Origin of the sequence: Vagococcus sp. (assembly GCF_036639995.1) — a bacterium.
In the GTDB taxonomy this organism is placed as follows: domain Bacteria; phylum Bacillota; class Bacilli; order Lactobacillales; family Vagococcaceae; genus Vagococcus.
Genome location: NZ_JAVWHO010000013.1, coordinates 21,687 through 46,228 on the forward strand (window position 1 = coordinate 21,687; position 24,542 = coordinate 46,228).

Annotated in this window: 17 protein-coding genes; all 17 read right to left on the reverse strand. The window is 32.6% G+C overall.

Translation table 11 applies throughout. The annotated features are described in order from the left end of the window. Positions 1 to 8: 8 nt before the first annotated feature. A complete protein-coding gene (locus RR554_RS05380; protein WP_332463393.1) occupies positions 9 to 1,160 on the reverse strand; it encodes a DUF58 domain-containing protein in 1,152 nt (383 codons plus the stop codon). Continuing rightward, on the reverse strand, positions 1,153 to 2,103 hold the full coding sequence (locus tag RR554_RS05385; RefSeq protein ID WP_332463392.1) for an AAA family ATPase: 951 nt from the start codon (positions 2,101 to 2,103) through the stop codon (positions 1,153 to 1,155). The genes RR554_RS05380 and RR554_RS05385 overlap by 8 nt, the downstream gene beginning before the upstream one ends. Next, a complete protein-coding gene (locus RR554_RS05390) occupies positions 2,103 to 2,804 on the reverse strand; it encodes an ECF transporter S component (RefSeq protein ID WP_332467570.1) in 702 nt (233 codons plus the stop codon). The genes RR554_RS05385 and RR554_RS05390 overlap by 1 nt, the downstream gene beginning before the upstream one ends. After that, positions 2,791 to 4,485 carry an ABC transporter ATP-binding protein gene (locus tag RR554_RS05395; RefSeq protein WP_332467571.1) on the reverse strand — a complete coding sequence of 565 codons (1,695 nt, stop codon included), beginning with the start codon at positions 4,483 to 4,485 and terminating at the stop codon, positions 2,791 to 2,793. The genes RR554_RS05390 and RR554_RS05395 overlap by 14 nt, the downstream gene beginning before the upstream one ends. Continuing rightward, the gene (locus tag RR554_RS05400; protein WP_332467572.1) at positions 4,458 to 5,351 is read right to left on the reverse strand and encodes an energy-coupling factor transporter transmembrane component T; all 894 of its coding nucleotides are present in this window, start codon (positions 5,349 to 5,351) and stop codon (positions 4,458 to 4,460) included. The genes RR554_RS05395 and RR554_RS05400 overlap by 28 nt, the downstream gene beginning before the upstream one ends. After that, positions 5,335 to 5,886: a DUF4430 domain-containing protein gene (locus tag RR554_RS05405; protein WP_332463388.1), complete on the reverse strand. Its 552-nt coding sequence runs from the start codon at positions 5,884 to 5,886 to the stop codon at positions 5,335 to 5,337. Before RR554_RS05405 ends, RR554_RS05400 begins: the two co-directional genes overlap by 17 nt. Further along, positions 5,883 to 7,778 carry a prenyltransferase/squalene oxidase repeat-containing protein gene (locus RR554_RS05410; protein WP_332467573.1) on the reverse strand — a complete coding sequence of 632 codons (1,896 nt, stop codon included), beginning with the start codon at positions 7,776 to 7,778 and terminating at the stop codon, positions 5,883 to 5,885. The genes RR554_RS05405 and RR554_RS05410 overlap by 4 nt, the downstream gene beginning before the upstream one ends. A 2-nt stretch (positions 7,779 to 7,780) precedes the next feature. Continuing rightward, entirely contained in the window at positions 7,781 to 9,544 is a 1,764-nt protein-coding gene (locus tag RR554_RS05415) for a DUF4430 domain-containing protein (RefSeq protein WP_332467574.1), read from the reverse strand. Positions 9,545 to 9,633: 89 nt separating this feature from the next. Further along, positions 9,634 to 13,125, reverse strand: a complete 3,492-nt coding sequence (locus RR554_RS05420) for an InlB B-repeat-containing protein (protein ID WP_332467575.1) — start codon at positions 13,123 to 13,125, stop codon at positions 9,634 to 9,636. 27 nt (positions 13,126 to 13,152) lie between these two features. Continuing rightward, positions 13,153 to 14,661, reverse strand: coding sequence for a glucosaminidase domain-containing protein (locus tag RR554_RS05425; RefSeq protein ID WP_332467576.1), 1,509 nt, complete (start codon positions 14,659 to 14,661; stop codon positions 13,153 to 13,155). A 452-nt stretch (positions 14,662 to 15,113) separates the two neighbouring features. Further along, positions 15,114 to 17,696, reverse strand: coding sequence for an ATP-dependent chaperone ClpB (gene clpB / locus RR554_RS05430; protein WP_332463383.1), 2,583 nt, complete (start codon positions 17,694 to 17,696; stop codon positions 15,114 to 15,116). Between the two features lie 115 nt (positions 17,697 to 17,811). Then, positions 17,812 to 18,759 (reverse strand): glycosyltransferase family 2 protein, encoded by a 948-nt coding sequence (locus tag RR554_RS05435; RefSeq protein ID WP_332463382.1) that lies wholly within the window; start codon positions 18,757 to 18,759, stop codon positions 17,812 to 17,814. Positions 18,760 to 18,889: 130 nt separating this feature from the next. Further along, on the reverse strand, positions 18,890 to 20,122 hold the full coding sequence (gene pepT, locus RR554_RS05440; protein WP_332463381.1) for a peptidase T: 1,233 nt from the start codon (positions 20,120 to 20,122) through the stop codon (positions 18,890 to 18,892). A 13-nt stretch (positions 20,123 to 20,135) separates the two neighbouring features. Continuing rightward, positions 20,136 to 21,257 carry a Nif3-like dinuclear metal center hexameric protein gene (locus RR554_RS05445; protein WP_332467577.1) on the reverse strand — a complete coding sequence of 374 codons (1,122 nt, stop codon included), beginning with the start codon at positions 21,255 to 21,257 and terminating at the stop codon, positions 20,136 to 20,138. After that, the gene (locus tag RR554_RS05450) at positions 21,254 to 21,955 is read right to left on the reverse strand and encodes a tRNA (adenine(22)-N(1))-methyltransferase (RefSeq protein ID WP_332463379.1); all 702 of its coding nucleotides are present in this window, start codon (positions 21,953 to 21,955) and stop codon (positions 21,254 to 21,256) included. Before RR554_RS05450 ends, RR554_RS05445 begins: the two co-directional genes overlap by 4 nt. 118 nt (positions 21,956 to 22,073) lie before the next feature. Continuing rightward, complete coding sequence (gene rpoD / locus RR554_RS05455) at positions 22,074 to 23,198, reverse strand: RNA polymerase sigma factor RpoD (RefSeq protein ID WP_332467578.1); 1,125 nt, start codon at positions 23,196 to 23,198, stop codon at positions 22,074 to 22,076. Positions 23,199 to 23,219: 21 nt separating this feature from the next. After that, the coding region (locus RR554_RS05460) for a DNA primase (protein ID WP_332467579.1) at positions 23,220 to 24,542 on the reverse strand (1,323 nt) is incomplete at its 5' end.

Here is a 24,542-nt window from a genome sequence, read left to right on the forward strand (position 1 = left end):
ATCCCCTCCTAAATCACCATACTTGTAATATCTGCTTCGTATTGATTGGCATTAATATATAGACTAGTTGATATGTTTTGTTTCGTTTTGTCTCCTACAGCAATGGAGATTGTTTGAGGTAATTCATCCAATATATCACCTGTTACATCTGGATGAATATAGATGATACGAGAATAACTGATTTGACTCATAAACTCTCTAAAATAGTGCCACACCAAACTAGGTGCTTCTTGGTAACTGATATCAGCTATGCATTTTTCAATGATTTGTAAATCTTCAACTGACGAGATGGTCTCTACTTGAATGCTTTGAGATGATTGACTGAACCAACCAATAGAAACCGTTTGATGATTGGTACACATTTCTTCCATTACGGATACAAAACTAGCAATCATTGCATGAAGTACTAGTCCTTTGACTTGTCCAGTCCCCTTCAAATAATTAGTTTCCAAAATAACTAATTGTTTATGCGCAGCCTCTTCGCTAAGTTCTCTCACAATCAATTCTTGTTCTTTCATTGAAAGCTTCCAATGAATATTTTTAACAGGATCCCCAACTTCATATGTTTTAAAATCAAACATATCTCCTTGCTTAGCCAAATTTTGATTGACAACAAGTGACATTTGCTCAGAGTTGCCAAAATAATTTGGAGAAGTTAATTGAAAGGAAACTGTTTTTGGGTAAATCACCATTGCTTCTTCAGTACTTGTGCCCTGTCCATTTAGTTTAACTAAACCTAATAAATCAGAAAATTGAACAGATTTAATTATAAGCTGTAAGTTACCACAATATTCTGATTGAAGTTCAAACTCAAGTTCTTCTTCTTTCTTTTTTACAGGAAAAAGAACTAGTTTTTTTTCGACTTCTTCATTAGTTAATTGATTGACCAGTGATAAGTTAATAATCATTTTATTGAGTAAAAAATGATTAGGAGTTGTCACTTTTACACATCCGCTCATTTTGGACGCGTTACTTAAATCGCCCTTAATATGAGTGGATATATGGTACGCTTTTTTTGAAAAAATAAAACCAATTAAATCAATGACGATAACAATAGTGAGGAAAGCTAATACAACTATGGGTTTAAATGAATTCTGAATGAAAAATACAAATAATAAGAAAAACCAAATCAAGCCAACTAAGATTCGATTTTTACGCATTCTTATCTACCTCTTTTGCTAACCCTGTTTTTACCTCTTTTGTAATTTGTTCAACAATCAAACGTGCGTGTTGATTTGCTAAACGTGCTGTGTTCTTTAAAATTAAACGATGAGCTGCTGCATCAGGAAAAATAGCTAAGACGTCTTCAGGTGTCACAAAATCACGCCCTGATACGTAAGCTCTACTTTTTGCCAAAAGACTGATAGATAGAGCCCCACGTGGACTTAAACCAAGTTCAATCATCTCGTGATGTCTCGTTGCTTCGCAAAGTTCTGCAATATACATTAAAATATCATCATGTATCGTAATTTTCATCACATCTTCTTGCATGGTCATTAATTCTTCTTTAGTAACAATTTTGTTTAATTTTTCAAGCGGTTTGCTTGATTGTCGATCTCTTAAAATATCAACTAAAGATTCTTTTGAAGGATACCCTATCTCTAGACACATCATGAAACGGTCAAGCTGAGAATTAGGTAGCATTTGAGTTCCAGCAGAACCAATCGGGTTTTGCGTGCCAATTACAAAGAATGGCTCAGGTACTTTATATGTTTGACCATCAACAGTTACCTGATGTTCTTCCATAACTTCTAGTAAAGCTGATTGTGTTTTGCTTGAAGTACGGTTAATTTCATCTGCTAAAACAAGATTTGACATAACCGCTCCTGTTTTGAAAACAAATTTTTCAGCTTTTACATCATACATTGTAAAACCAATGACGTCAGACGGTGTCACATCTGGCGTAAATTGAATTCGTTTAAAATCTAAATCCATTACTCGGCTAAAGCTTAGAGCCATTGTCGTTTTACCAACACCAGGTACATCTTCAAGTAACACATGCCCTTTAGCTAAAATTGAAATCAAAACTTTTTCAATAATATCATCTTTACCACGAACATTTTTCTTCACTTCAGTTAATATTTCATTTGCTTTTTTATTCATTATTCTCCCATTTCCTTAATCCCATATTTTTGATCAATTCTTTCTAACATATTACCTATTGGTTCTTTTAAAAGTAAAAGAAAGATAATATTGGATACAATATATATTAGTGTTACAGGTATTGCTTTGACTAATAGCACGCCGTATCTTTCAAGAGAAACATCTTGAAAATTTAAAGTTGACCATAAGTCCATGATCAAGGTGAAAATTATTCCAGAAAAGGCCCCGAGAAGGCTTAATGCTAATTTACTTTCACGACACTTTTTACTGATGTAAGGAATACCAGAAATAAAACCAATCATTCCCCAAGTAAACATTTGAAAAGGCGTCCACGGTCCTTGACCAAAAAATATATTAGAACCAATAGCCGATAATGCACCTATTAAAAAACCTTCTTCCTTTCCAAGGTATAAACCAGACAAGATGACTACAGCACTTACAGGTTTGAAAAATGGAACTAACCCGAATGCCACACGACCAATAATTGATATCGCTGATAAAACAGCAATAATAACAATTAGAAGCATGTTAGAGTCTTGCTTTTCGTATTTATAAAAACCTGGAATGCAGGCAATAATGGCTATAAGTATCGAAATGATATTGTATTTTCTATCGTTAAATAAATAAATACCTAGTAAAATTATCAACGGAATCATCACAATAAATAGAACATTGGTTACTATTTTTTTATTTTTCGTCACTTTGCACATATCTCCTCTCACTTTGTTTTGCTTCAGCGATTACTTGCTCCACGGTAATTGCTTTCGGGTAAAAATCTCTGGCAATTCGATTGGATGCTGTTGTATAGAAGGTGTTACTTGCAAAGAATTCGGTAGTTTCATCAATTGAAATAATGTTTCTGTCAAAGAAAAGGCCACAACGGTCTGAATTTTCAGCGGCAAACTCTATATCATGAGTTACCATCAAAATAGTAATATGTTGCTTTTTCATTTCTTTTAAAATATCTGAAAAACCTTTTTTAGAAAATGCATCCATCCCTTTTGTGGGTTCATCAAGTAAGATAATGGATGGTTGAAGCAACAAAATTTTTCCTAAGGCTGCTTTTTGCTGTTCCCCGCCGCTTAAATCATACGGATGTTTTTTTGCTAAATGGCTAATACCAAGTCTATTTAGGGTATCATTAATTAATTTTTTCATTTCCTCTTTTGAATAGCCAATTACTTTAGAAATTTCTTCGTAATCTTCTTCCACTGTGCTTTTTAAAAAGACTGTTTGAGGATTTTGCGGAAGAAAGGCTAAGTTGTGCTTATAAAGTTCATTATTTTTATATTTTTTGATAGATTTATCTCGAATCATAACTTTCCCTTTATAGGCACGCCTTTGTCCAGAAATAACACTTAATAATGTTGATTTACCTACACCGTTCCCACCTAAAACACTAAATACTTCTCCTTCGTTGATTCTAAGATTAAGTTTGTATAGTATATCTTGCATATCTCTTTCGTATTTAAAGCACACATCTTTTATATCAATAATTACCTTCTCATTGGTAGGTTCAATAGGTACTGTGTTAGACACCTCCAATGGGGTGTAGTGTTCTCGAAGATAATCTTTTCCATCTCTAACAGTTAAAGGACAACTACCTACTTGCTTTAGACCATTAAAAATTCGAACAGCACTGGGCAATCCGTGAATCATCGCGGTTGCCTCTGGATAATTTTGAATGGTTTCTCCAATATTTCGCGGGTGATCTGCCATAATAACTTTTCCGTCATTCATAATGACTACTTTGTCAGCTAAAGGAAAGACATCTTCTAGTCGGTGTTCAACTATTACAATTGTAATTCCAAGTTCTGTATTCAATTTATGTAGTGTTTGAATAAATTCAGCAGCGGCAATCGGATCAAGTTGTGATGTTGGTTCATCAAGTACTAATAGTTTAGGCTGCATCACTAAGACACTAGCTAAATTAACAAGTTGCTTTTGACCACCTGAAAGTTCGCTTGTTTTTTTCCTAAATAAATGTTGAATTCCAAAAAAGCTAGCCATTTCACCGACACGACGTTTCATAATATTACTAGGGACACCTATATTTTCTAAGCCAAATACTAATTCATGCCAAACTTTATCAGTTACAATTTGACTATCTGGGTTTTGCATAACAAAGCCAATATCACTGGCAATTTGACGTTCATCATGGTTTTCTAATGGTTTGTCTAAAAAGAAAATATCGCCTTCTTTTTTGCCATTTGGAGCAAGTGTTGGTTTTAATAAATTAAGTAGAGTTGTTTTGCCGCAACCAGACGCGCCACAAATTACAACAAATTCACCAGATTCAATAGAAAGAGAAATATTAGATAATGTTTGTTCGTCATTTCCTGCATATTTAAAATTTAAATTTTTGATATCAATAAGCGCCATAATAACTGCTCCTTCATTTCAATAAAAGTAGGTAGAAAAACAAATAAGCCTGTGCTGATATATAGGAGTATTTGTTGTTTTGTAAAATAAAATGTATCTATGAAGGGATAGTAGTTAATGCTGACCATATTCATTTGAACCATTAAAAAAATCACAATCATAAAAATAAGATTTGCACCTAATAGCAGGCTATCCTCAATAAAAAATGTAAACAGTGAAAAGTGAGTTCTACCTTTTAATCCGTAACCTCTTGCACGCATTGACCTAGCCACATCAACACTGTTTTCTAACGACCATCCAATTAAGCTACGAAAGACTCTAAACCCACTTAATAGTTTGTCTGTATAACTATCACTCGAGTACAAACCTAACGTTTTTTGTGTCATATTAATTCGTTTAATTTGCTCTTTAAAAAGTGGAACATACCGTAAAATCATCGAAAGTGTTAATGCGATTTTGGGTGCAATATTACCAAATAGGTAAACAAATTTATCAGATGTCATAACCTCGTTATAACTTTTAAACCAAAATACAATAGCAACAATCATCAAACCAATCACTGCACCGTATAGAATAGCTTCTAAAGTCACTGGTTTATCATTCATAAAAAAGAGAATAGTTTCGCCGTTATGAACAAATAAGGGATTAGTTAACGCAATTACTAAAAAAATAACGCTGTAATAAAGAATTACTCGCCATATATTTTTAGCAATTAACAAAAGATAAGATAAGCTGCCGATTAAGGAAATACCTAATAATATTGGATTTGTTGTGAACATACTGAAGAATATAACCGTCATATAGTATAAAAACAAAACCAGTGGATGAAATCTTTCAAAAGCTAATTCATTACTTCGTAGGTTCATTAACATATCCTCCAATATCTCGACCTAAATCACAGGTATAAATAATTTCAATAGTATCCTGGTCTTTAGGGTAATATTTACTAACGCCATAATCTGGGAACACGCCATTCACCTTATACATCCAGCCACTTAATGGTCCAGCTGAAAATTCGTAGAGATAATTAATTCCTTTGATATAACTGCTACCAAAGGAATTTTTATCTGAACCTTGATAATCAAATGGAATTTTTTTATACCGAGTGACACGATTCAGTAAATCAAATACACTATCTTTGTTTCTAAGTACCATCTCTTGATCTTCTAAAATAACTCCGTTTTTAGGAAGATATTTATCTGATTTAAGATTATCATCTAGTTTATCCATATTATCTAAAATCGTTGTTGCCTTAATACTAATGTTTATAGTTTCAGAGTCTGGAGATATGTCGTCAACATGTGTCAGATAATAATCATCCACACTCTGAATTTTTGTTCCATTTAATAAAAAGGCTCCAAAGAATATCACAACTAGAACGATTAAGAAGTCTTTTTTCATTCGTCCTCATACTCCTCGTCTTCATCCATCATTAATTTACGATATTTTTCTTTCTTACGCTTCTTTCGATTATTTGAAAGAATAATTAATGCTATTAAAATAATGATAATAACGACAACTGAGATAATCAGACTTTTAATTTTAGAGGCTGTATGAGCATAGCTTTTTTCTAAATCTTCATACCCAAAAATTAAGTGCCTGTCTTCTTTTGAAATTGACTCAATTGACTTCATGGTCTTTCTAATCTTGAAGAAATCTTTTGCACCTAAATCTTTCATCGGATAAAACTCTTTTTGTATGGTATTACCAATTTGTGTAATATTTTTTTGTACGTCTTTTAAATCAGTCATTTTATTTTTTAGTAAAGCCATGTCGTCAGGTGACAATTTTTCTTCTTTAATTAAGTTAGCTTGGTAATAAGTTGAATAAATAAGTGGTAAATCTGCTAAACGTAATTCATTGTTTTTAATACTTTTAATCGCACTCATTTTTTTTGAAAGGTCTTCAGACTGTAGGACATTACTTTTTGTTTCAACACTTACAACTACACCATTTCCTTTAGAACTTTTACCAGTATTCGTTAATGTCAAACCATCTTTAGAGCTATCAATTTCATTCTTTTTTAATTGCTTGCTTAGTAATGAATAATTAGTAATATATCGTTTATCTTCATTAGGTATCTCTAAAAAAGATTCATACAAACTGTTTATTTCAGATTTTGGTGTTTCTTTGTTTTCTAATTGAAGAATGTTTGTGTTAACTCTCTCTACTTGGCTAGCTACCTCTTTGGTCATCTCTGGTCTAAAATCATAAAATGAACGCATATTTTCTGCTTGCCTGATAGTCGCTCCTAAAGCAGTCAATACTTGTTGACTTGCCATTGCGTTTGATTCGTTTGGCTTAGAATTTGGATTTTCCTTATCATAGTCAAAAGAGTGAACAAAACCGCCGTCCTTCATTTGAAAACTCATCAAAAAGTCAATCAAATTTTTATCATTTTTAATAAACTGTTTATCCGTTTGAGGATTTCTATTAAGTGCAGTTAAAGCAATAATTACTTGAGCTGCACTTTCTGGATTAGGAGTTCCCCAACTTTCAAAGCCAGCATCTTTTGTTTGTTTTTCTGATAAAAAGGATAAACTTTGTTCTATGACATCACTAATTTTAATCTTTTTTTGATTCTCTAAAGAAATCTCTTCTTTAGAATTATAATAAGGAGCTAACGCTGTAATCGTCATTGCTGTGATATCGACATCAGAATCATCTTTTTTTGTTAAAGAAAAGCCTCCATCTTTATTTTGAGCATCTAATAGTTGGCTGATAATATCTGCTCTTGTATCATGGGCTCCATTTGGTATGTCGTAATTCATCGCGTCTAGTAAAATTAAAGCAAAGATCAATCCGTTGATTCCTTGATTGTTCAACTTTTTTACTTTTCCTCGATCATAAGTACCATCTTTAACAAGGTCTATGACTTTATCACCATCAAAAGTAAGCTTCGTTGGATCACCGCCAACAGCTAAATAAGCTAGTCCAATTCGATGCCATTCTGTTGCTTTTTGTTTACTTAATAAATCTTTTTCTTGATATTTTTGGCTAACGTAATTACTTAATAAGGCTTGGTAGTCCAGATAATTAGCGTTTCTACCAAGCCTTCCAACACCAATAGCAAACCAATCAGATGATTCACTACCAGCATTCAGTAAGGTCTTTGAATTAAAAATTTGTTTTGTTGTTGTTGAATCATTTACTTGCCAATTTATAATTTTACTAGCTACTTCGTTTAGTTCTTCTGTTGTATACTCTTTTGCTTGTGCGTTGATGCTAAAGAGGCTGAAAGATAGTAAAAGAAGTAAGGTTAATTGAAATTTTTTTGTTATTTTAATAAACATGTTTAATTAAGTCCTCCTCCGATATCTCGACCTCTCCATAATGTGTATTGTATTTTGATATCGTCACCAGATGATACTTTATATTGAGAGAAACCATATTCCATATAATGACCATTAACGGTATATATCCATCCAGAGTGCCCAGTAAAATCCATTTCACCTAAACCATCTACTACGTAAGTATCACCGTAGTTATCATTTTTAATGTCTTCAATATTCTCTTCTGGAAACGCTCCTGCTTCAATAAGTTGTTCTTTTAAATCATCTGGAATTTTAGGCCCTTCATTATGCCAAAAATTTGCTCCATTACTTGTATAAATTCCCTTTAAATAAAAGGATTGCTCAATTGAACCTGTGTAAGCAGGGGAAAAACTATAATCTTCCAATAAATCTAAAATATATTCAGGTGCTTTCTTGTCCTTTTCTAGAGGTACATTTACAGGTGGTATAATATCTGACATACCAACATTTGCAGCGCTTATTGAGAATCTTGCATCACCTAGATTTTCCTCTTTTTCTTTATCATTAAATTTAATATTATAACTATTGTGCGTTTGCTTTCCTTTGTCTTCAGCGATAATATCAATTCTGTTCTCACCTTTTTCAATACGAAGTCCTATAAAATTCGATTGGTAGTTGTCATGAGTATCAGGTTTGATTGGTTGGTCATTTAGCAAAACTTCATATTGTTGACTTTTATAAGCAATGGATTTCCCATCAGCAGTAGTAACATTGACATTAAAATCAATATTACGATTGTTAGTTTCCATTCCATCAACTAAGTTGTCAACCGAAATCTCAGGACCTTCCGTAGATGGTTCTGGTTTTTCTGAATTCTCAGTATTTTCATCATTTGGATCTTTAATATCTTTTTTAGGTGTATAGATGATAACATACGATTGATTCACTTGATTTTTATCTTGTCCTACACTTAAATCAATTAAATTTTCACCTTTTTTTAATGAGACATGATAATTGAAATCATCTTTCTTTTCGATTTCTTTTTCATTTAATAAAACATTGACTGATTCCTTCTTATCACCTTGAAGGGCATAAGCTTCAAAAGAAAAATCTGCTGAATCAACCTCTTGTTTATCTTTTAAAGTTGCCTTTATTTTATAAGTGGCATTATAGTAAACAGTGTAAGATTTTGATACGTCAAAAATCTTAGATTGTTTATTTTGATATGTTACAACTACTTTTATGGTGTTTTTTCCAGGTGATAAAAGTACAGATCCTGAAAAATCAACTTTATCATCGTTTATATAAATTGCTTGTTTTTCTATTACTAAATCTTTTTCTTTTTGAATAATTTTAAATTCATAGAAATTATTCTCTACTTCTTCACCATCATTGATTGTGGTTGTAAAATAAGCACGGTTTGCCTTTTTATCTTTTGTATTATCAACTATTTTTTTTGTTGAAATGTGCTTATTTAAGCTATCTTTATCTTTTTGAGTAAGATTATTTTTTTTACTATCGTTATTACTTTTTGGTTTATCGTCTTGTTCTTCTTCTTTATCTGATGTTTCTTTATTTTGCTTTAACGAGACACCGTTTTCTTTTAACGTTTCAGATACTTTTTTGTCAGCGCCAGCTAATAATATTGAAGAAGCAACTGCATCATTGGTTAGTGGATTATCTGGTTGTTTATAGTCTTGTTTTTGAGCAAAAAAAGTGACAGTACCAATAAGACTTAGTAAAACTAAACCTAAACCCAAAAACATTTTGTGTCGTTTAATCCAAAACAGCCTCTTTTTTTTCATGTCATTTCTCCTTGTACATATGATGTTAAAGTTAACCTTACACATAAATCTAAGAGGGCAACTACAGGTTAGTCACCCTCTTGTTAATGTTATAAGCTAGAGTCCTTTTCTTCTTTTTTTTTCCAAAAGTATACTCCTCCAAGTAAAGCAATACCTAATGATGTCAGTTGATTGCCAACTTCTTCGCCGGTTTTTGGGAACACTCTGTTTTTACTTCGTTTATTTGGATTATTTCTATCAAAACCACTACCACGACGATTAGAGTTAGTGCTTTTTCCTCTTCCTCTTCCAGTAGATTTACTTGCTCCTTTTTTCAATTCCTTCATTTTGTTATTTGATGCAGCTAATTTATCCGCGTTAGTCACCTCATTTTGTTCAATTGCAGATAATTCTTCGAATTGATTAGATAGAGAGCTTAAATATCCTTCATCTTTAATTGTCAGAGCATCAACTTCTGGTAATTTGGCAATATCTGCTATCATTTTTTCAATAACATTGACGCGATCCATTGCTTGACTCAATTGATCTTTTATTTTAGAACTTATTTGTGTTTTTCCATAATTACTTAGTTCTTCATATTCCTTTGCGACACGTTTGGTTTCAGCGACATGATTGGCACCTTTTACGACCGGTTGGTTTTTGGTTTCATTTCCTAGAACCAGTTTGCTTATTTTATCAGCTAATTGATTAGCTAGTTGTTTTTCTGTTTCTTTGTTTTTATTGTCTTCAGCAATTTTTTGATCCAATTTATTTTCTAATTTTTTCAAATGATCTTTTGCTTCTTGTGAAACATGTTCCTCTAAGAGTTTTACTTGAGACGTGAAGCTCTCAATTTTATTTTTTGATTCAATTGTGATACTTTCAATTTTAGTCGATAAAATGTCTTGTTCTAATTTTTTAACTTTCTTATCTCTATCAATTAATTTTTGAATAGTTGATTTAGCTTCAATTAGTATCTTCACCTGCTCTTGAGGAACTCTTGGCTTAAGCTCAGTGCTCAATTGATTATAAAGATTAGAAGCAAATTCAATTTTTTCTTGTTTATCTATTGCCACTTCTCCAATATTTTTGATAGCTTGAATGACTTGTTCAATAGATTCTTTATCCTTATTTTCTTTTTCAACTTTTAACTCAATTAATCGGGTCTCTGCTACTTCAAGATCGTTGTAGTTTGTTACGCGATTTTTGATAGTCTCATCTAAAGAGTCGTATTGTTTTCTAGCTAATTGAATAGTAGTTTCACTTTGAAGTGATACTTCACCAATATTTCGTATTGCTTGTTCAGTGGCATTAACTAGTGCTTGAATTTTCTCTTCCACGGCTACTTGCTCTTCGATATTCTTATATTGTTTTTCTAAAGCTATCAGTTTTTCAATATTTGTTACTTGACGTTGTTGATCAGTAGAAAGGTTATTATACATATGTCGCCCGGTTTCAATAGCTAATTTTGAATTCAAAGTAACAGGTTCTTCTATACGGTTAATAGTCTCAATTACTTCTTGAATTTCTAATTTTGATAGTTGAGCTTCTGCTTCAATCAGGATGTTTAAATCATTGATAGATGATTGGTTAAATCTATCTTTATATTCTCCTAAATTATCATAAAGTGATCTAGATTTTTGTATTTGCTCTTTTTTCGATAGCGAAACTTCCCCAATAGTATTAATGGCATCTTTTACTTCTTTAATACGTGCATTAGCTCTTTCTTCTTCAGATGCTAATTCAGTTAATTCTTTAATTTTTGTTTCAGCCGCTACTAATGTAGGTAAATTAGTAATTTTTTGTTGCTGCTCAGGAGTTAATTTACTTACACTTGCACGGATATTTTCAATCAAGCCACTCTTTTCTAAAGTCACTTCTCCAATATTATCAATGTTATTAATGACTGCGATTACGGAGGTATCTATTTTTTCCCATTTTGCGTATAAAGTCAGACTTTCAGTTGTCCCTTTATTAATCGTTTTTATAGAATTACCTTTGAAGTCTTTATTTGAATACCAACCTTGGAATAAATAGCCATCTTTTTTAATATTTTCTGAAGTAGGAAGATTGAATTGATCATCAACAGTAAATGTTTCTGGTATCTTTATATTCGAAATATGACCATCATTGCTATTTAAAGTTAAATGATAAATATTATTTTTAAATTGTCCGTATAAAGTAACATTCTTATTTGGCATAGAAAGAATATCATTCGATTGATAGCTAGTTCCTTTACCATCTGGTTGTGTGTTCCAATTTTCAAACGTCTTCCCTTTGATTTCGCTCGTTGGTTTTTTCAAGTTTGTCATAGCTAAGTAGCTTGACTTTTCGTTTGTTTGATTTCCAGATATATTATAAGACAAGGTAACAGGTTTGGCTCTAAAAGATGTATAAGGCGTATTTTTTTGATCCATTAAATTGAATAATGTTGATTGATTAGTTATGAATCTGTGATACGCAATCATTGCATATGTTGCTTGGTCAGTTGCCATACCGTTAACTGTTGTTCCAGAATCACTTCCACCATCACTACCTGATGTAACATGCTTAAACCCACCAACTCCTTGAGCTTTTCCGCTTCCTTGTGCCCAAAAGGTTAATAGTGAATCAATCATGTTATTGGTTTTAATCCCATCTCGAATAGCCCCATTAGTTAAGAACTTTTCGGATTTTGGATCAATGCCAAGTTCTGTTAAGGCGACAATTACTTGAGCAGTACTTTCAGCATTATCGTTGCTATAACTAGAGAAGCCTCCATGATCTTTTTGTAAATCACTTAAAACTTCAACGCCTTTTTCTACCGACGTTTTCAGCTCACTATAACTGTATTTTGATTCTGCTTGAATTTGTTTAAAACGTTCCTCAGAGCGATAGTAAGGAGCTAAGCCTAAAAGAACCATAGAAGTCACATCAGGATCTGCCAATTCATTTTTATTTAGTGCCCAGCCACCATTTGTAAATTGACTATCTAAAACAAAATCGATTAATTTTCCTTCTGTATTAGCATTGTTTAAATTCGCCGTATTAGTATAGAACTTATAGTCACCAGAATTTAATGCTACTAAAGTCCAACTAGCACTGTTGATGCCTTGCTTTTTGACCATATTATAAGATTCCGATATTTTTTTAATAAAGTCATACTCATTTGATATTCTTGTCACATCATGGTTTAAAGGTGTTAAAGACAATATTAAGCGGTCCCATTCAGTTAGTTTTGTTCTATCTAAAACACCATTTTGATCATTAACTTTATTGTCAATTCGTGTTAAATAATTTGAAAAATAATTATTTGGAAGTTGATTCAAATAATCAGCCTCTAAATACATTCCCCTTGTTAAACTAAAAACACTCCAATCCCCAGTTGTACTTCCAAAATAAGGTTTAGGTACTGTTTCTATTAAATAACGATTTGATGAATTTATATAAAAATCAACCCCTGGTTTTTGATCTTCCCAAAAGCGAATTCCTAAGTTTTTATAATCTTCATTTGGATTATAACTAACAGCAAAAACTTTTTGGCCTGTTGCAAGTGTAAACGTGAAAATTAATGCGCCTGCTAGTATTTTTTTTGATACCGATAATTTTTCATTTTTTTTCAATTGTAATTCTCCTTTTTTAAATCATACCTAACCTAAATCAACAAACTCTTTTGGATGATAATAGTTTCCCCATACATCATCACTAATTGCAAAATGTAAGTGCGGACCAGTTGAATTGCCAGTTGAACCGACTAAACCAATTTTTTGACTCATATCAATTTTTTGTCCTTTTTTAACATTTATTTCATTTAAGTGAAAATAACTCGAAAACAAACCAAAGTCGTGTTTAATAATAATATAATTACCAGCGCTAGGGTCATAACCTGTTGCTTCCACAACCCCTTTTCCAGTAGCATAAACAGACGTGTTAGCTTTGATTGCTAAATCCATACCATTATGATGTTCTTTTCCACGGGAACCAAAATCGCTACTTACTGTATATTTTTGATTCAATGGCTTCGCAAATTTAATATCCTTTTCAATAGTTAGTGTTGTTCCTACTTTTAGAGGTTTCTTATTATTAAGTGATTTATTTAAATCAATTATTGATTGTTTATCAACTTTATATTTTTTTGCAATAGATTCTAACGTATCGTTTTTAGCAACTTTATGTTTAACTTTCTCAGTAAATGATTTATCAAATCGAGTTAAATCATAAGCTTTAATAATTGCGTTTAGTTTGGCGTCATAATGACGATCTGTCGCGTAAACACCAGTTAATTTCTTAGTTGCTTCTTGATAAGTTTTACTATTTTTTTTACTGGAACCTTGGTAAATACTAGAGTTACCATTGATTCCTTTAGTCATCAGTTTGGCATAATCTTTTAAAGAATCATCGTAAGAATCATATTTTCTAAATTGATCGACAAGCTGGATGTACCCTGATTTAGTGTCCTCGGAAGTTAACATATTTGTTGACTTCCCTTGAAAAGCTCCTTTGATACCAAACAAATTATGATTTGGTTCTGTTGATAGTTGGCTTTTACCAAATCCTGATTCGAGGGCTGCTTGAGCAATCATAACAGAAGCGTATAAATCATTTTTGTGAGCAATTTTCCGTGCTTTATTCCCAATTTTCATAATAAATTGTTCATTTGTTTCATTTCTTGTTGCTTTAAAATTAGCATCCTCAAGTGAAACGGTGTAATTAACATTGACTGATTTCTTTTTATTAGGTTTACTTGTTTTTTTGGATTGATTCTTTTTTTTATTTTGTTTTGGTTTCTTTTTTTCTTTGATTTGCGTTGTTGTTTCTGTTGTTTGTGAATCTTTAGTTGAAGATTCTTTACTACTGCTTGATGTTGTTGTTTCTATTTCTTTAGAAGAAGTACTAGTTGTTTCTGTTATTTCTTCAGTTGTTGATGTTGTTTCCGTTGACTCATTGGTTTCTGAAGTCGTTGTTTCAGTAGTAGAACTTTCTGTTGAATCTGAGTCACCCTCTGAGGTTTCAGATGTTGTTGTTTCTTCTGTTGTATCGCTTTCTTCTGTACTAGATGTTTCTGTAGTGGACATTTCTGTTGATATAGCAAAGCTCAATCCTGGAAAAGTTGCCGAAAAGAACAAGCTTAATGCTAATACGCCGTAAATTTTTTTCAAAATAATTTTCCTCCTAATAAAAAAAATCCGCCCTATATAAGGGCGGATTTCACTTTAATAATTTATCGAATTCGAAAAAAAATGCCTGATAGGGGCATTTTTCTATTGAAGACTTAACACCCTGAGATAAGTTTCAATTTTTATAAAAGCAAGACCTGACTAGATAATAAATTATCCTACAGTAGCTAGGGGCTGTGAAGTTTTTTATACTTTCTTCCATACTTTTATAAGCTCTATTTAATTGTCATAACCATTGTTGTCATTATACTTCAATTATCTTAAGGGTGTCAACGTTACCATTCTAACAGTGATACCTGCTATTCCAATATGGAATAGACAACCTCTGTTTTTATTAAAGTTTGACTTTTAATAACTTCACATAATTTTAAAAAAGTACTAAATGAATTTAAATGTAACATCATTCAGTACTTTTAAATAGAATATGTTTTATTTTATTTGAAGATGAGTTTATCATTTAATAAATCAATTTTTATTTTTGATTTTGGTAAAACTCGTCCAGAAATAATTTCTTTGGCAAGTGGGGTTTCTACTTCTTTGGTCAAAAAACGTTTAATTGGTCGAGCACCGTAGATTGGATCATATGCTTGTTCTGCTATCCAGGTTTTAGCGTTATCTGTAATATCTAAATGGATGTCTTGTTGCTCCAATCTATGTGTTAATTGCTCTGTCATTTTCACAATGATATCTTTCACATTTTCTAAACTTAATGGTGTAAACAAAATAGTATCATCGATTCTATTTAAAAACTCGGGTTTAAAATGAGCTTTTAACATGGACATAACCGCTTCTGACGTTCCTTCTAAAATTTTTCCATCTTCAGAAACACCATCTAGCAATAGTTGAGAACCGATATTGCTTGTCATAATTAACACAGTATTCTTAAAGTCTACAACACGGCCTTTTGAATCTGTTAGACGACCATCGTCTAGAACTTGCAATAAGATATTAAAAACGTCTGGGTGAGCTTTTTCAATTTCATCAAGTAAAACAATCGTATATGGACTTCTTCGAACAGCTTCTGTCAATTGTCCTCCTTCTTCATAACCAACATATCCAGGAGGAGCTCCTACAAGTCGCGACACGCTGTGTTTTTCCATGTATTCACTCATATCAATTCGAACCATGTGTTCTTCTGAATCAAATAAGTTTTCTGCTAATGATTTGGCAAGTTCTGTTTTACCTACACCAGTAGGACCTAAGAAAAGGAAAGACCCTAGTGGACGATTTGGATCTTGAAGGCCTGCTCTTGAGCGAATAACCGCATCAGAAACAGCATCAACTGCTTCATCTTGACCAATGACCCGTTGATGTAGTGTTTCATTTAGTCTTAATATTTTTTCGCGTTCGCCCTCTTCAAGTTTTGTTACAGGGATGCCCGTTAATCTACCCACAACTATTGCGATTTCTCGGTCAGTAACTACCTCTTGAACAAGTTTAGTATCGTCATTGCTATCTTTAGCTTCCAACTCGGCTAGTTCCTGTTTTAACTTTGGAATTGTTCCATGTCTTAAAACAGCAGCTTCTTCTAAATCATAATTGTTTTCAGCATTTTCAAGTTGGGTTTTAGCTGAGTCGATTTCAGCCCGTTTTTTATTAACTCTATCGACTTCTTCTTTTTCGGTTTCCCATTGCATTTTTAAAGAATTGGTTTCTTCTCGTAATTCAGAAAGTTCTTTTTGTAAGATTTCAAGTCGTTTTTTACTTGCATCATCGTCCTCTTTTTTAAGAGCAGCTTCTTCAATTTCTAGTTGCATTAAACGTCTGGTAACTTGGTCTAATTCAGTTGGCATAGAATTCATTTCCACACGAATGGTTGCACAGGCTTCGTCGACTAAATCAATCGCTTTATCTGGTAAAAACCGATCCGTAATATAACGACTTGACAATGTTGTTGCAGCAACTAAAGCATTATCATGAATGTTAACACCGTGATGAATTTCAAAGCGTTCTTTCAAACCTCGCAGAATACTAATTGTATCTTCCACAGTTGGTTCTTTAACTAATACTTTTTGGAAACGTCGCTCTAACGCTTTATCTTTTTCCATATACTCACGATATTCATCTAAAGTTGTTGCACCAATACAATGTAGTTCGCCACGAGCAAGCATTGGTTTTAATAAATTACCAGCATCCATACTACCTTCTGTTTTTCCAGCACCAACAATTGTGTGAATTTCATCAATGAAAAGAATAATTTCACCATCGCTTTTCTTCACTTCTTTAAGAACAGCTTTTAATCGTTCTTCAAATTCACCTCTGAATTTAGCACCAGCGATTAACGCTCCCATATCTAAAGAAAAAATCTTCTTATTTTTCAAATTTTCTGGTACATCTTTTTTTACAATACGTTGAGCGAGTCCTTCAATGATTGCTGTTTTACCCACACCAGGTTCACCAATTAAGACAGGGTTATTTTTGGTTTTTCTTGAGAGAATTCGAATGACATCACGAATTTCTTCATCCCTACCAATAATTGGGTCCTGTTTTCCAGTTTTAACAGCTTCAATCATGTCTGTGGCGTATTTTGATAAAGAATCATATTGTTCTTCTTGGTTTTGAGATGTCACTCGATCCCCTCCTCTAATATCTAGTATTTTTTCATTAATTAGTTTATCTGTGATTTGTTGTTGCTCTAAAAACTTGGTTAATGAGTAATTTTTTAACTTCATTAATGCCGCAACAACTACCTCTGTTGCTAGAAAGTCATCTCCAAGTTTTTCTCTTATTTTATCTGCCTCTTGCAGTAAGTTAAATAAATTTTGACTCAAGTTTTGACCATATTGAACGTTACCACTTACTTGAGGTAACTTATCCAGTTCTTTATCAATTTCCATTTCAAACAAGTCAAGGTTTAAACCTAATCCACCATATAAATTTCTAGCAAAATGGTTAGGTTGTAAGAATATCTTCCACAAATGGGCGATGTCTATGTTTTGATGTTGTCTTGTTATTGCAATTTGTTGTGCCTCAGCAATAGCTTGTTGAAGCGTTGTTGTCATTTTTTCGATGTTCATAGTCATTCCTCCTCTTAACTTATATATCTATTTTACTCCATTGGTCAAAAATGGTCAAACGATATACTAAGCAAAAAAAGACTTTTCTAAATGAGTAGAAGAGTCTTTTTTATTACTATTTATCAAAGGATTCACTTTTTTCTTTTAATATATAAATTGGACGCCGTTTAGTTTCTAAAAATGTTTTACCGAGGTACTGACCAACAATGCCTAGACAAAATAATTGCAAGCCTCCTAATGCTAAGATAATACAAATCATTGATGGCCATCCTGTTGTGGGATCTCCAAAAACAGCTGCTCTAATAAAGAAAAAGAGTAAAGCTAAAATCGAAACAATAAAAGAAATAACTCCAATAAAGGCTGAAAGTACTAAAGGAAACTCAGAAAAGGCCACAATACCATCTAATGAATAAACAAATAATTGCCAAAAAGACCAAGAACTATCTCCTTTTTCTCTCTCAATGTTTTCATACTCTAAATAATAAGTATCAAAACCAACCCAACTAAAGAGGCCTTTTGAAAAACGATTGTATTCTTTTAATTCTAGAATAGCATCTACCATTTGGCGTGTCATTAAGCGATAATCTCTGGCTCCATCAACAATGTTTACATCTGATATTTTATTGATGATTTTATAAAACTTCTTAGCAAAAAATGACCTAATTTTAGGTTCTCCTTCTCGACTTACTCGTCTTGTTCCAATGCAATCATATTTTTTTGTTTGAATTAGCTCATACATCTCTGGAAGTAACCCGGGAGGATCTTGCAGATCAACGTCCATAACTGTAATAAATTCCCCTTTAGAATGAGAAAGTCCAGCATAAAGGGCAGCTTCTTTTCCGAAATTTCGTGAAAAAGAAAGATATTTTACTTGCTCAGGATCACTCTTTTCTAACTGTTGTAAAACCTCAAGAGTGTTATCATTAGAGCCATCATTAACAAAAATGAACTCCACTGCCATATCTTTTAATTGCGGTTTTATTTTTAATACTTCATCATAAAAAATTTGGATAGTTTGTTCTTCGTTGTAACACGGAACAATAATTGATAATAAGTTAGTCATAACTAACCCCTTTCTAAATAACTACATTAATTATTATAACCCAATCAAAAGAAAATGAAAGTGACTTTAGTCTGATTTTTGTTCATAAAAAATAAGGTTACCTCATTAAGAAGTAACCCTACTAGTTTAATTATTTAGTTTCGTTTAATTTTGCAATCTCAACGATTAATGCTGTTGCTTGTTCCATGCTTTCTACTGCTACGTATTCGAAACGTCCATGCATGTTTTCGCCACCTGCAAAAATGTTTGGTGTTGGAAGACCCATGTAAGAAATTTTAGAGCCGTCAGTACCACCACGGATTGGTTCTTTGTTAGGTTTAATATCTAAATTGATCATTGCTTCTTCAGCTAAATCAATAATACTCATATCTTTTTGGATAACTTCAGCCATATTGTAATATGAATCAGCCATTTCCAACGTAATACGATCTTGACCAAAGTCTTTGTTGAATTTATCAACGATTGATTGCATTAAAGCTTTTCTAGCTTTAAATTTATCCATATCATGGTCACGAATGATGTAAGTCATTTCAGCTTCATCAGGAATACCAGAAATATCTAATAAATGGAAGAAACCTTGACGTCCATCTGTTTTTTCAGGAACTTCATCCTGTGGTAAAGCATTTTGTAGATCAATTGCTACTTGGATTGCGTTAATCATTGTATTTTTAGCAGTACCTGGGTGAACGTTTTTACCTTCAATCTTTAATACAGCGCTTGCTGCGTTAAATGTTTCAAATTGTAATTCTCCAACAGGTCCACCGTCCATAGTGTAAGCAAAATCAACGTCAAAATCTTTTACGTCAAATTTATCAGCACCAATTCCGATTTCTTCGTCTGGTCCAAATGCAACCATGATTTTTCCATGTTTGATTTCTGGATGAGTAATTAAGTATTCCATAGCAGTCATAATTTCAGCAATACCAGACTTGTCATCAGCACCTAAAAGTGTTGTACCATCTGTTGTAATTAAAGTTTGACCTTTATAGTTTTTAAGGTTAGGGAAATCAGTTGTAGTTAATTTGAATCTACCATCTTTATCTAAAGTGATATCAGACTCACCATCATAATTTTCTACAAATTGAGGATTAACACCTACAGCGTTAAAATCTGCTGTATCCACGTGAGCGATAAAGCCCATGCTTCTTACATCTTTATCAGTATTGCTTGGTAAAGTAGCAATTAAGAAACTATTTTTTTCGTAGTAAGATACATCAGACATACCGATTTCTTCTAGTTCCTTTTTCAACTCCATTTGGAACGCAACTTGTGTTGGTGTAGATGGTGTTGTTGTGCTGTTTGCGTCAGAACGTGTTTCAGTTTTGACATACTTGATAAAACGAGGTACTAAATTTTTGTACATATTTCTCTCTCCTTTAAATAAATTCAAATGGGTTTGTATTGGTTTCACTTATTATAAAGGAAACATCCCATCCGTTTTCCGCTTTCCATTGGTTAAACATTTCGACAAACTTAACTTTACATACTTCTTCAATGTAATGACCTGGGTCAATAACAGTAAGTTTATCTTCTATCATATCATGGGCAGTATGGTAATAAACATCTCCTGTAATATAAACATCTGCCTGCTTCTTAATAGCATCTTTATAAAATTTTTCGCCACTTCCACCACAAATTGCCACAGTTTGAATGGTCTTATTCTTTGTGTCAGTCACTAGTCTTAAACCGTCTAAATGGAATGTTTGTTTAACTTTTTTGACAAAATCCATTAACTCCATTGGTTCGTTTAATTTTCCAATTCGACCAATACCAAATTCTTGCTTAAGATTATCTAAAGTAAATATATCAAAAGCAGGTTCCTCATATGGGTGAATTTGATGCAAGATGGTCATTACTTCTTTTTCAATTAATTCAGAAAATACAAATTCAATTCGATCTTCTTCAACTTCTTCGATTATTTCTTTTTCACCAATGTAGGGTTTAGCATTATTGATTGGTTTAAAGCAACCAATCCCCGTTTGGGTAAAACTGCAAGCTTCATAATTTTCACCAATCTGACCAACACCTATTTTTGCCAAGGCATCTCTTAACAACTGGCTATGACTTCTTGGAACATAAACTACTAATTTCTTATAGTCAAATGAATGCGTTTTAGTAATAAAATCAAACGATTTGATTTCTAACATGTCTAAGAACCAGTCGTTTAGGCCTGGATTAACAATATCCATATTAGTGTGTGCTGCATAAACAGCAATATCATTCTTTAATAAATCCGCATACATTTTTGTTTGAAAATCATCTGTCACCAATCGTTTAATCGGTCTAAAAATGGGTGGATGCTTAGCTACAATTAAGTCGACATCTTTTTCAATAGCTTCCTTTACAACTTCAGGACGCACATCAAGAGTCATCATAACTCGTTTAATTGGTCGATTTAGGCTTCCTATGTGTAAACCAACAGGATCTCCCTTTTCAGCAAGAAAAGGAGGACAATAGCTTTCAAGTCGTTTGATAAAGTCATAACCAGTTAAACTCATTCTATCACCTCATGGATTAAGTTGATTTTTTCTTTTACTTCTTCAATTTTTTTAGAAACGTCTTTTGTAGATTTTTCTAATTGAACTAAAATATTATTAAATTGCTTTAACTCATGGTGCCACTTCTGAATGAAAATATCACTTTTCTCTTGTAGTAGTTTTGGTCCAAACATTAACTCTAATTCTGATAAGTTCTCACCATGTTCTGTTTTTTTAGCTACAATAATTTCATAATTTTTATCGTTTTCACGAATAATATCTTCATTTTCAATCACATAAGAGTGTTTATTTAGCCAAGTTCGTAATGTTTTCTCACCTACGTTAGGTTGTAGCAATAAAACTTCACTGCCGTTTAAATGACCACTTTTAAATCCTCTATCTAAAATATCTCGAATCAGTGTTCCACCCATACCACAGATGGTAACTGCTGAAATGTCATCTAAAGAATTAATAACGTCTAATCCGTCTCCTTTTCTAACTTCAATAACAGAAGATAGATTCAATTCAGCTACTAAATTTTTAGCTGATTGATAAGGTCCTTCAACAACTTCTCCAGCAATAGCTGATATAATTTTTTTATTCAATACTAAGTACGCTGGTAAATAAGCGTGGTCTGAGCCAATATCAGCTAATTTAGCTGCATTAGGTACTAACTCTCCAACTCGGTGGAGTCTCTTTGATAAGTGTGTGTAATCCATAAATCTACCTTCCCATTACTAAATCTCACAAACTAATTATAACACTAAAAAAAAGTTTTTAAATAACTATTAAGAATAAAAAAAGAGTTATCATAAAATGATAACCCTTTTCTCATTTCTATTCTAGAAAATCTTTCAATTGTTTTGAACGAGAAGGATGTCTTAGTTTTCTTAAAGCTTTTGCTTCAATCTGTCTAATACGTTCTCTAGTAACACCAAAAACTTTTCCAACTTCTTCTAAAGTTCTTGTACGGCCATCATCTAAACCGAAACGCAATCTTAATACATTTTCTTCTCGATCAGTCAATGTATCTAATACACTTTCTAATTGCTCTTTTAGTAACTCATAGGCTGCATGTTCTGCTGGGCTAGTTGCTTCTTGATCTTCAATAAAGTCACCAAGATGAGAATCATCTTCTTCACCAATTGGTGTCTCTAAAGAAACTGGTTCTTGAGCAATTTTCAAGATTTCTCTTACTTTTTCAGCCGGTAATTCCATCTCTGCACCAATTTCTTCTGGAGTTGGTTCTCGACCTAAATCTTGAAGTAATTGACGTTGAATACGAATCAATTTATTGATTGTTTCAACCATATGTACTGGAATACGAATTGTTCTTGCTTGATCGGCAATTGCACGTGTAATTGCTTGTCTAATCCACCATGTTGCATAAGTTGAGAATTTAAATCCTTTTTCATGGTCAAATTTTTCAACAGCTTTCATTAATCCCATATTACCTTCTTGGATTAAATCTAAGAACTGCATACCACGACCAACATATCTTTTAGCAATACTTACAACGAGTCTAAGGTTGGCTTCAGCAAGCTCTTGCTTAGCTTCTGGGTCACCCTCTTTGATTCTAAGTGCTAAGGCAACTTCTTCATCAGCCGTTAAAAGAGACACTCTACCGATTTCTTTTAAATACATGCGTACTGGGTCGTTAATTTTAACGCCAGCTGGTGCAATCAAATCTTCTTCTTCTTGAGGTTTTTCTTTTGCTTGTTTTTTAGTTGTTACTTTTAAACTACGTTCACTCGGTTCTCCATTTTCATCAACAACACTAATTCCAGCATCTTCAATATCTTGAATCAATGTATCCATTTGATCTGAATTAAGTTCAAATGGTGTAGCAAGTCTATTGGTCAAATCATCATAGAATACTGATCCTTTTAACTTATTTTCTTTTATAAACTTATCTAACTCTTTTTTAAATGCTGCTGGTGTAGTTACTTTTTTTTCTGACATAAAAGAAATCCCCCTTTTAAATTAAATTGCCTTAAATTGCTTTTGGAGTTGAATGATCTTAATAGTAGCATCAGCTTCTAACTCTTTATTTCCAACCTTACTAGCTTCCCTTTGCTCGACAACAAGTGCTTCAATTTGTTGCTTTAATCCTGCTTTTGAGATAACTAATAAGCAATCTTCTATTTCTTGTTTTGTACTCTCTTCACTAAAATTTTGCATGGTTATATTAATTAACGTTCTCTTTAAATGCTCCTCTTTTAGATAATCTAAAAAATCAGCAACTAAAGTCTCACCGTTTATTGCAATATAGTTGGTCAAATGTAAATATAGCTCTTGATAAACATCATGAACAAATACAATATCCCCTTTAGAGGCTAACAGCTGGTATGTACTTCTTTCATTGAGCACCCGGTATATGAGTGTCATTTCAGCTTTTTCAATTTGATCGACTTTCTTTGTTTCAAAATGTTTTGGAATAACTATTTCTTTTGATTGAAATGGTTTTGACATTTCTTGCGCATGATAGGTTTGTTTTTTGCTTCGTAATTCATTTTGTAATGTCTCTTTTGAAACAGAAAATTCGTCCGCTAATTGTGTAAGCGCCATGTCTCGTTCTACAATGGAAGAAATTTGTCTGACTTCTGATAGCATTTCATCAATGTAAAGTAGCTTATCTGCTTCAACTTGAATATTTTTATTTCTTTTTAGAAACTCTTTTTTAAATTGAAAAACAGTTTCACGATTATTTTTTATTAACTCTTTTAAAGCATCATCACCATATTTTTTTCGATAATCGTCAGGATCCATTTTTTCTGGAATTGAAACGATTTGGATGGTCATAGTGCTTTCAGAAGCGATTAGGTCAATCGCACGATTTGTCGCTTCAACTCCAGCATTGTCCCCATCATAACAAATTAAACAATCATCACTTGCTTTTTCCAACGCATGAATTTGATCAACTGTTAAACTAGTTCCCATTGATGCTACACCATTAGTAACACCAGACATCCAAGCAGAAATAACATCCATGAAGCCTTCAAATAAAATAACTTCACTTTTTTTTCTTATTTCAGCTCTAGCTCTATTAAAATTGAATAAAACGAATCTCTTGTTAAATAAATCTGTTTCTGGACTATTCAAATATTTGGGTTGGTCTGTTGAATCAAAGGTCTCATCTTCCAATAAACGCCCAGAAAAGCCAATGACTTTCCCTTGATAATTAGTTATTGGGAACATGACACGTTGATAAAAACGATCTAACCAATCTCCGCTATCTAGTTGATACAAAAGTCCCGATTTTCCTAAGATATCTTCTGAGATATTTTCCTTTTGAAGGACTTTAAA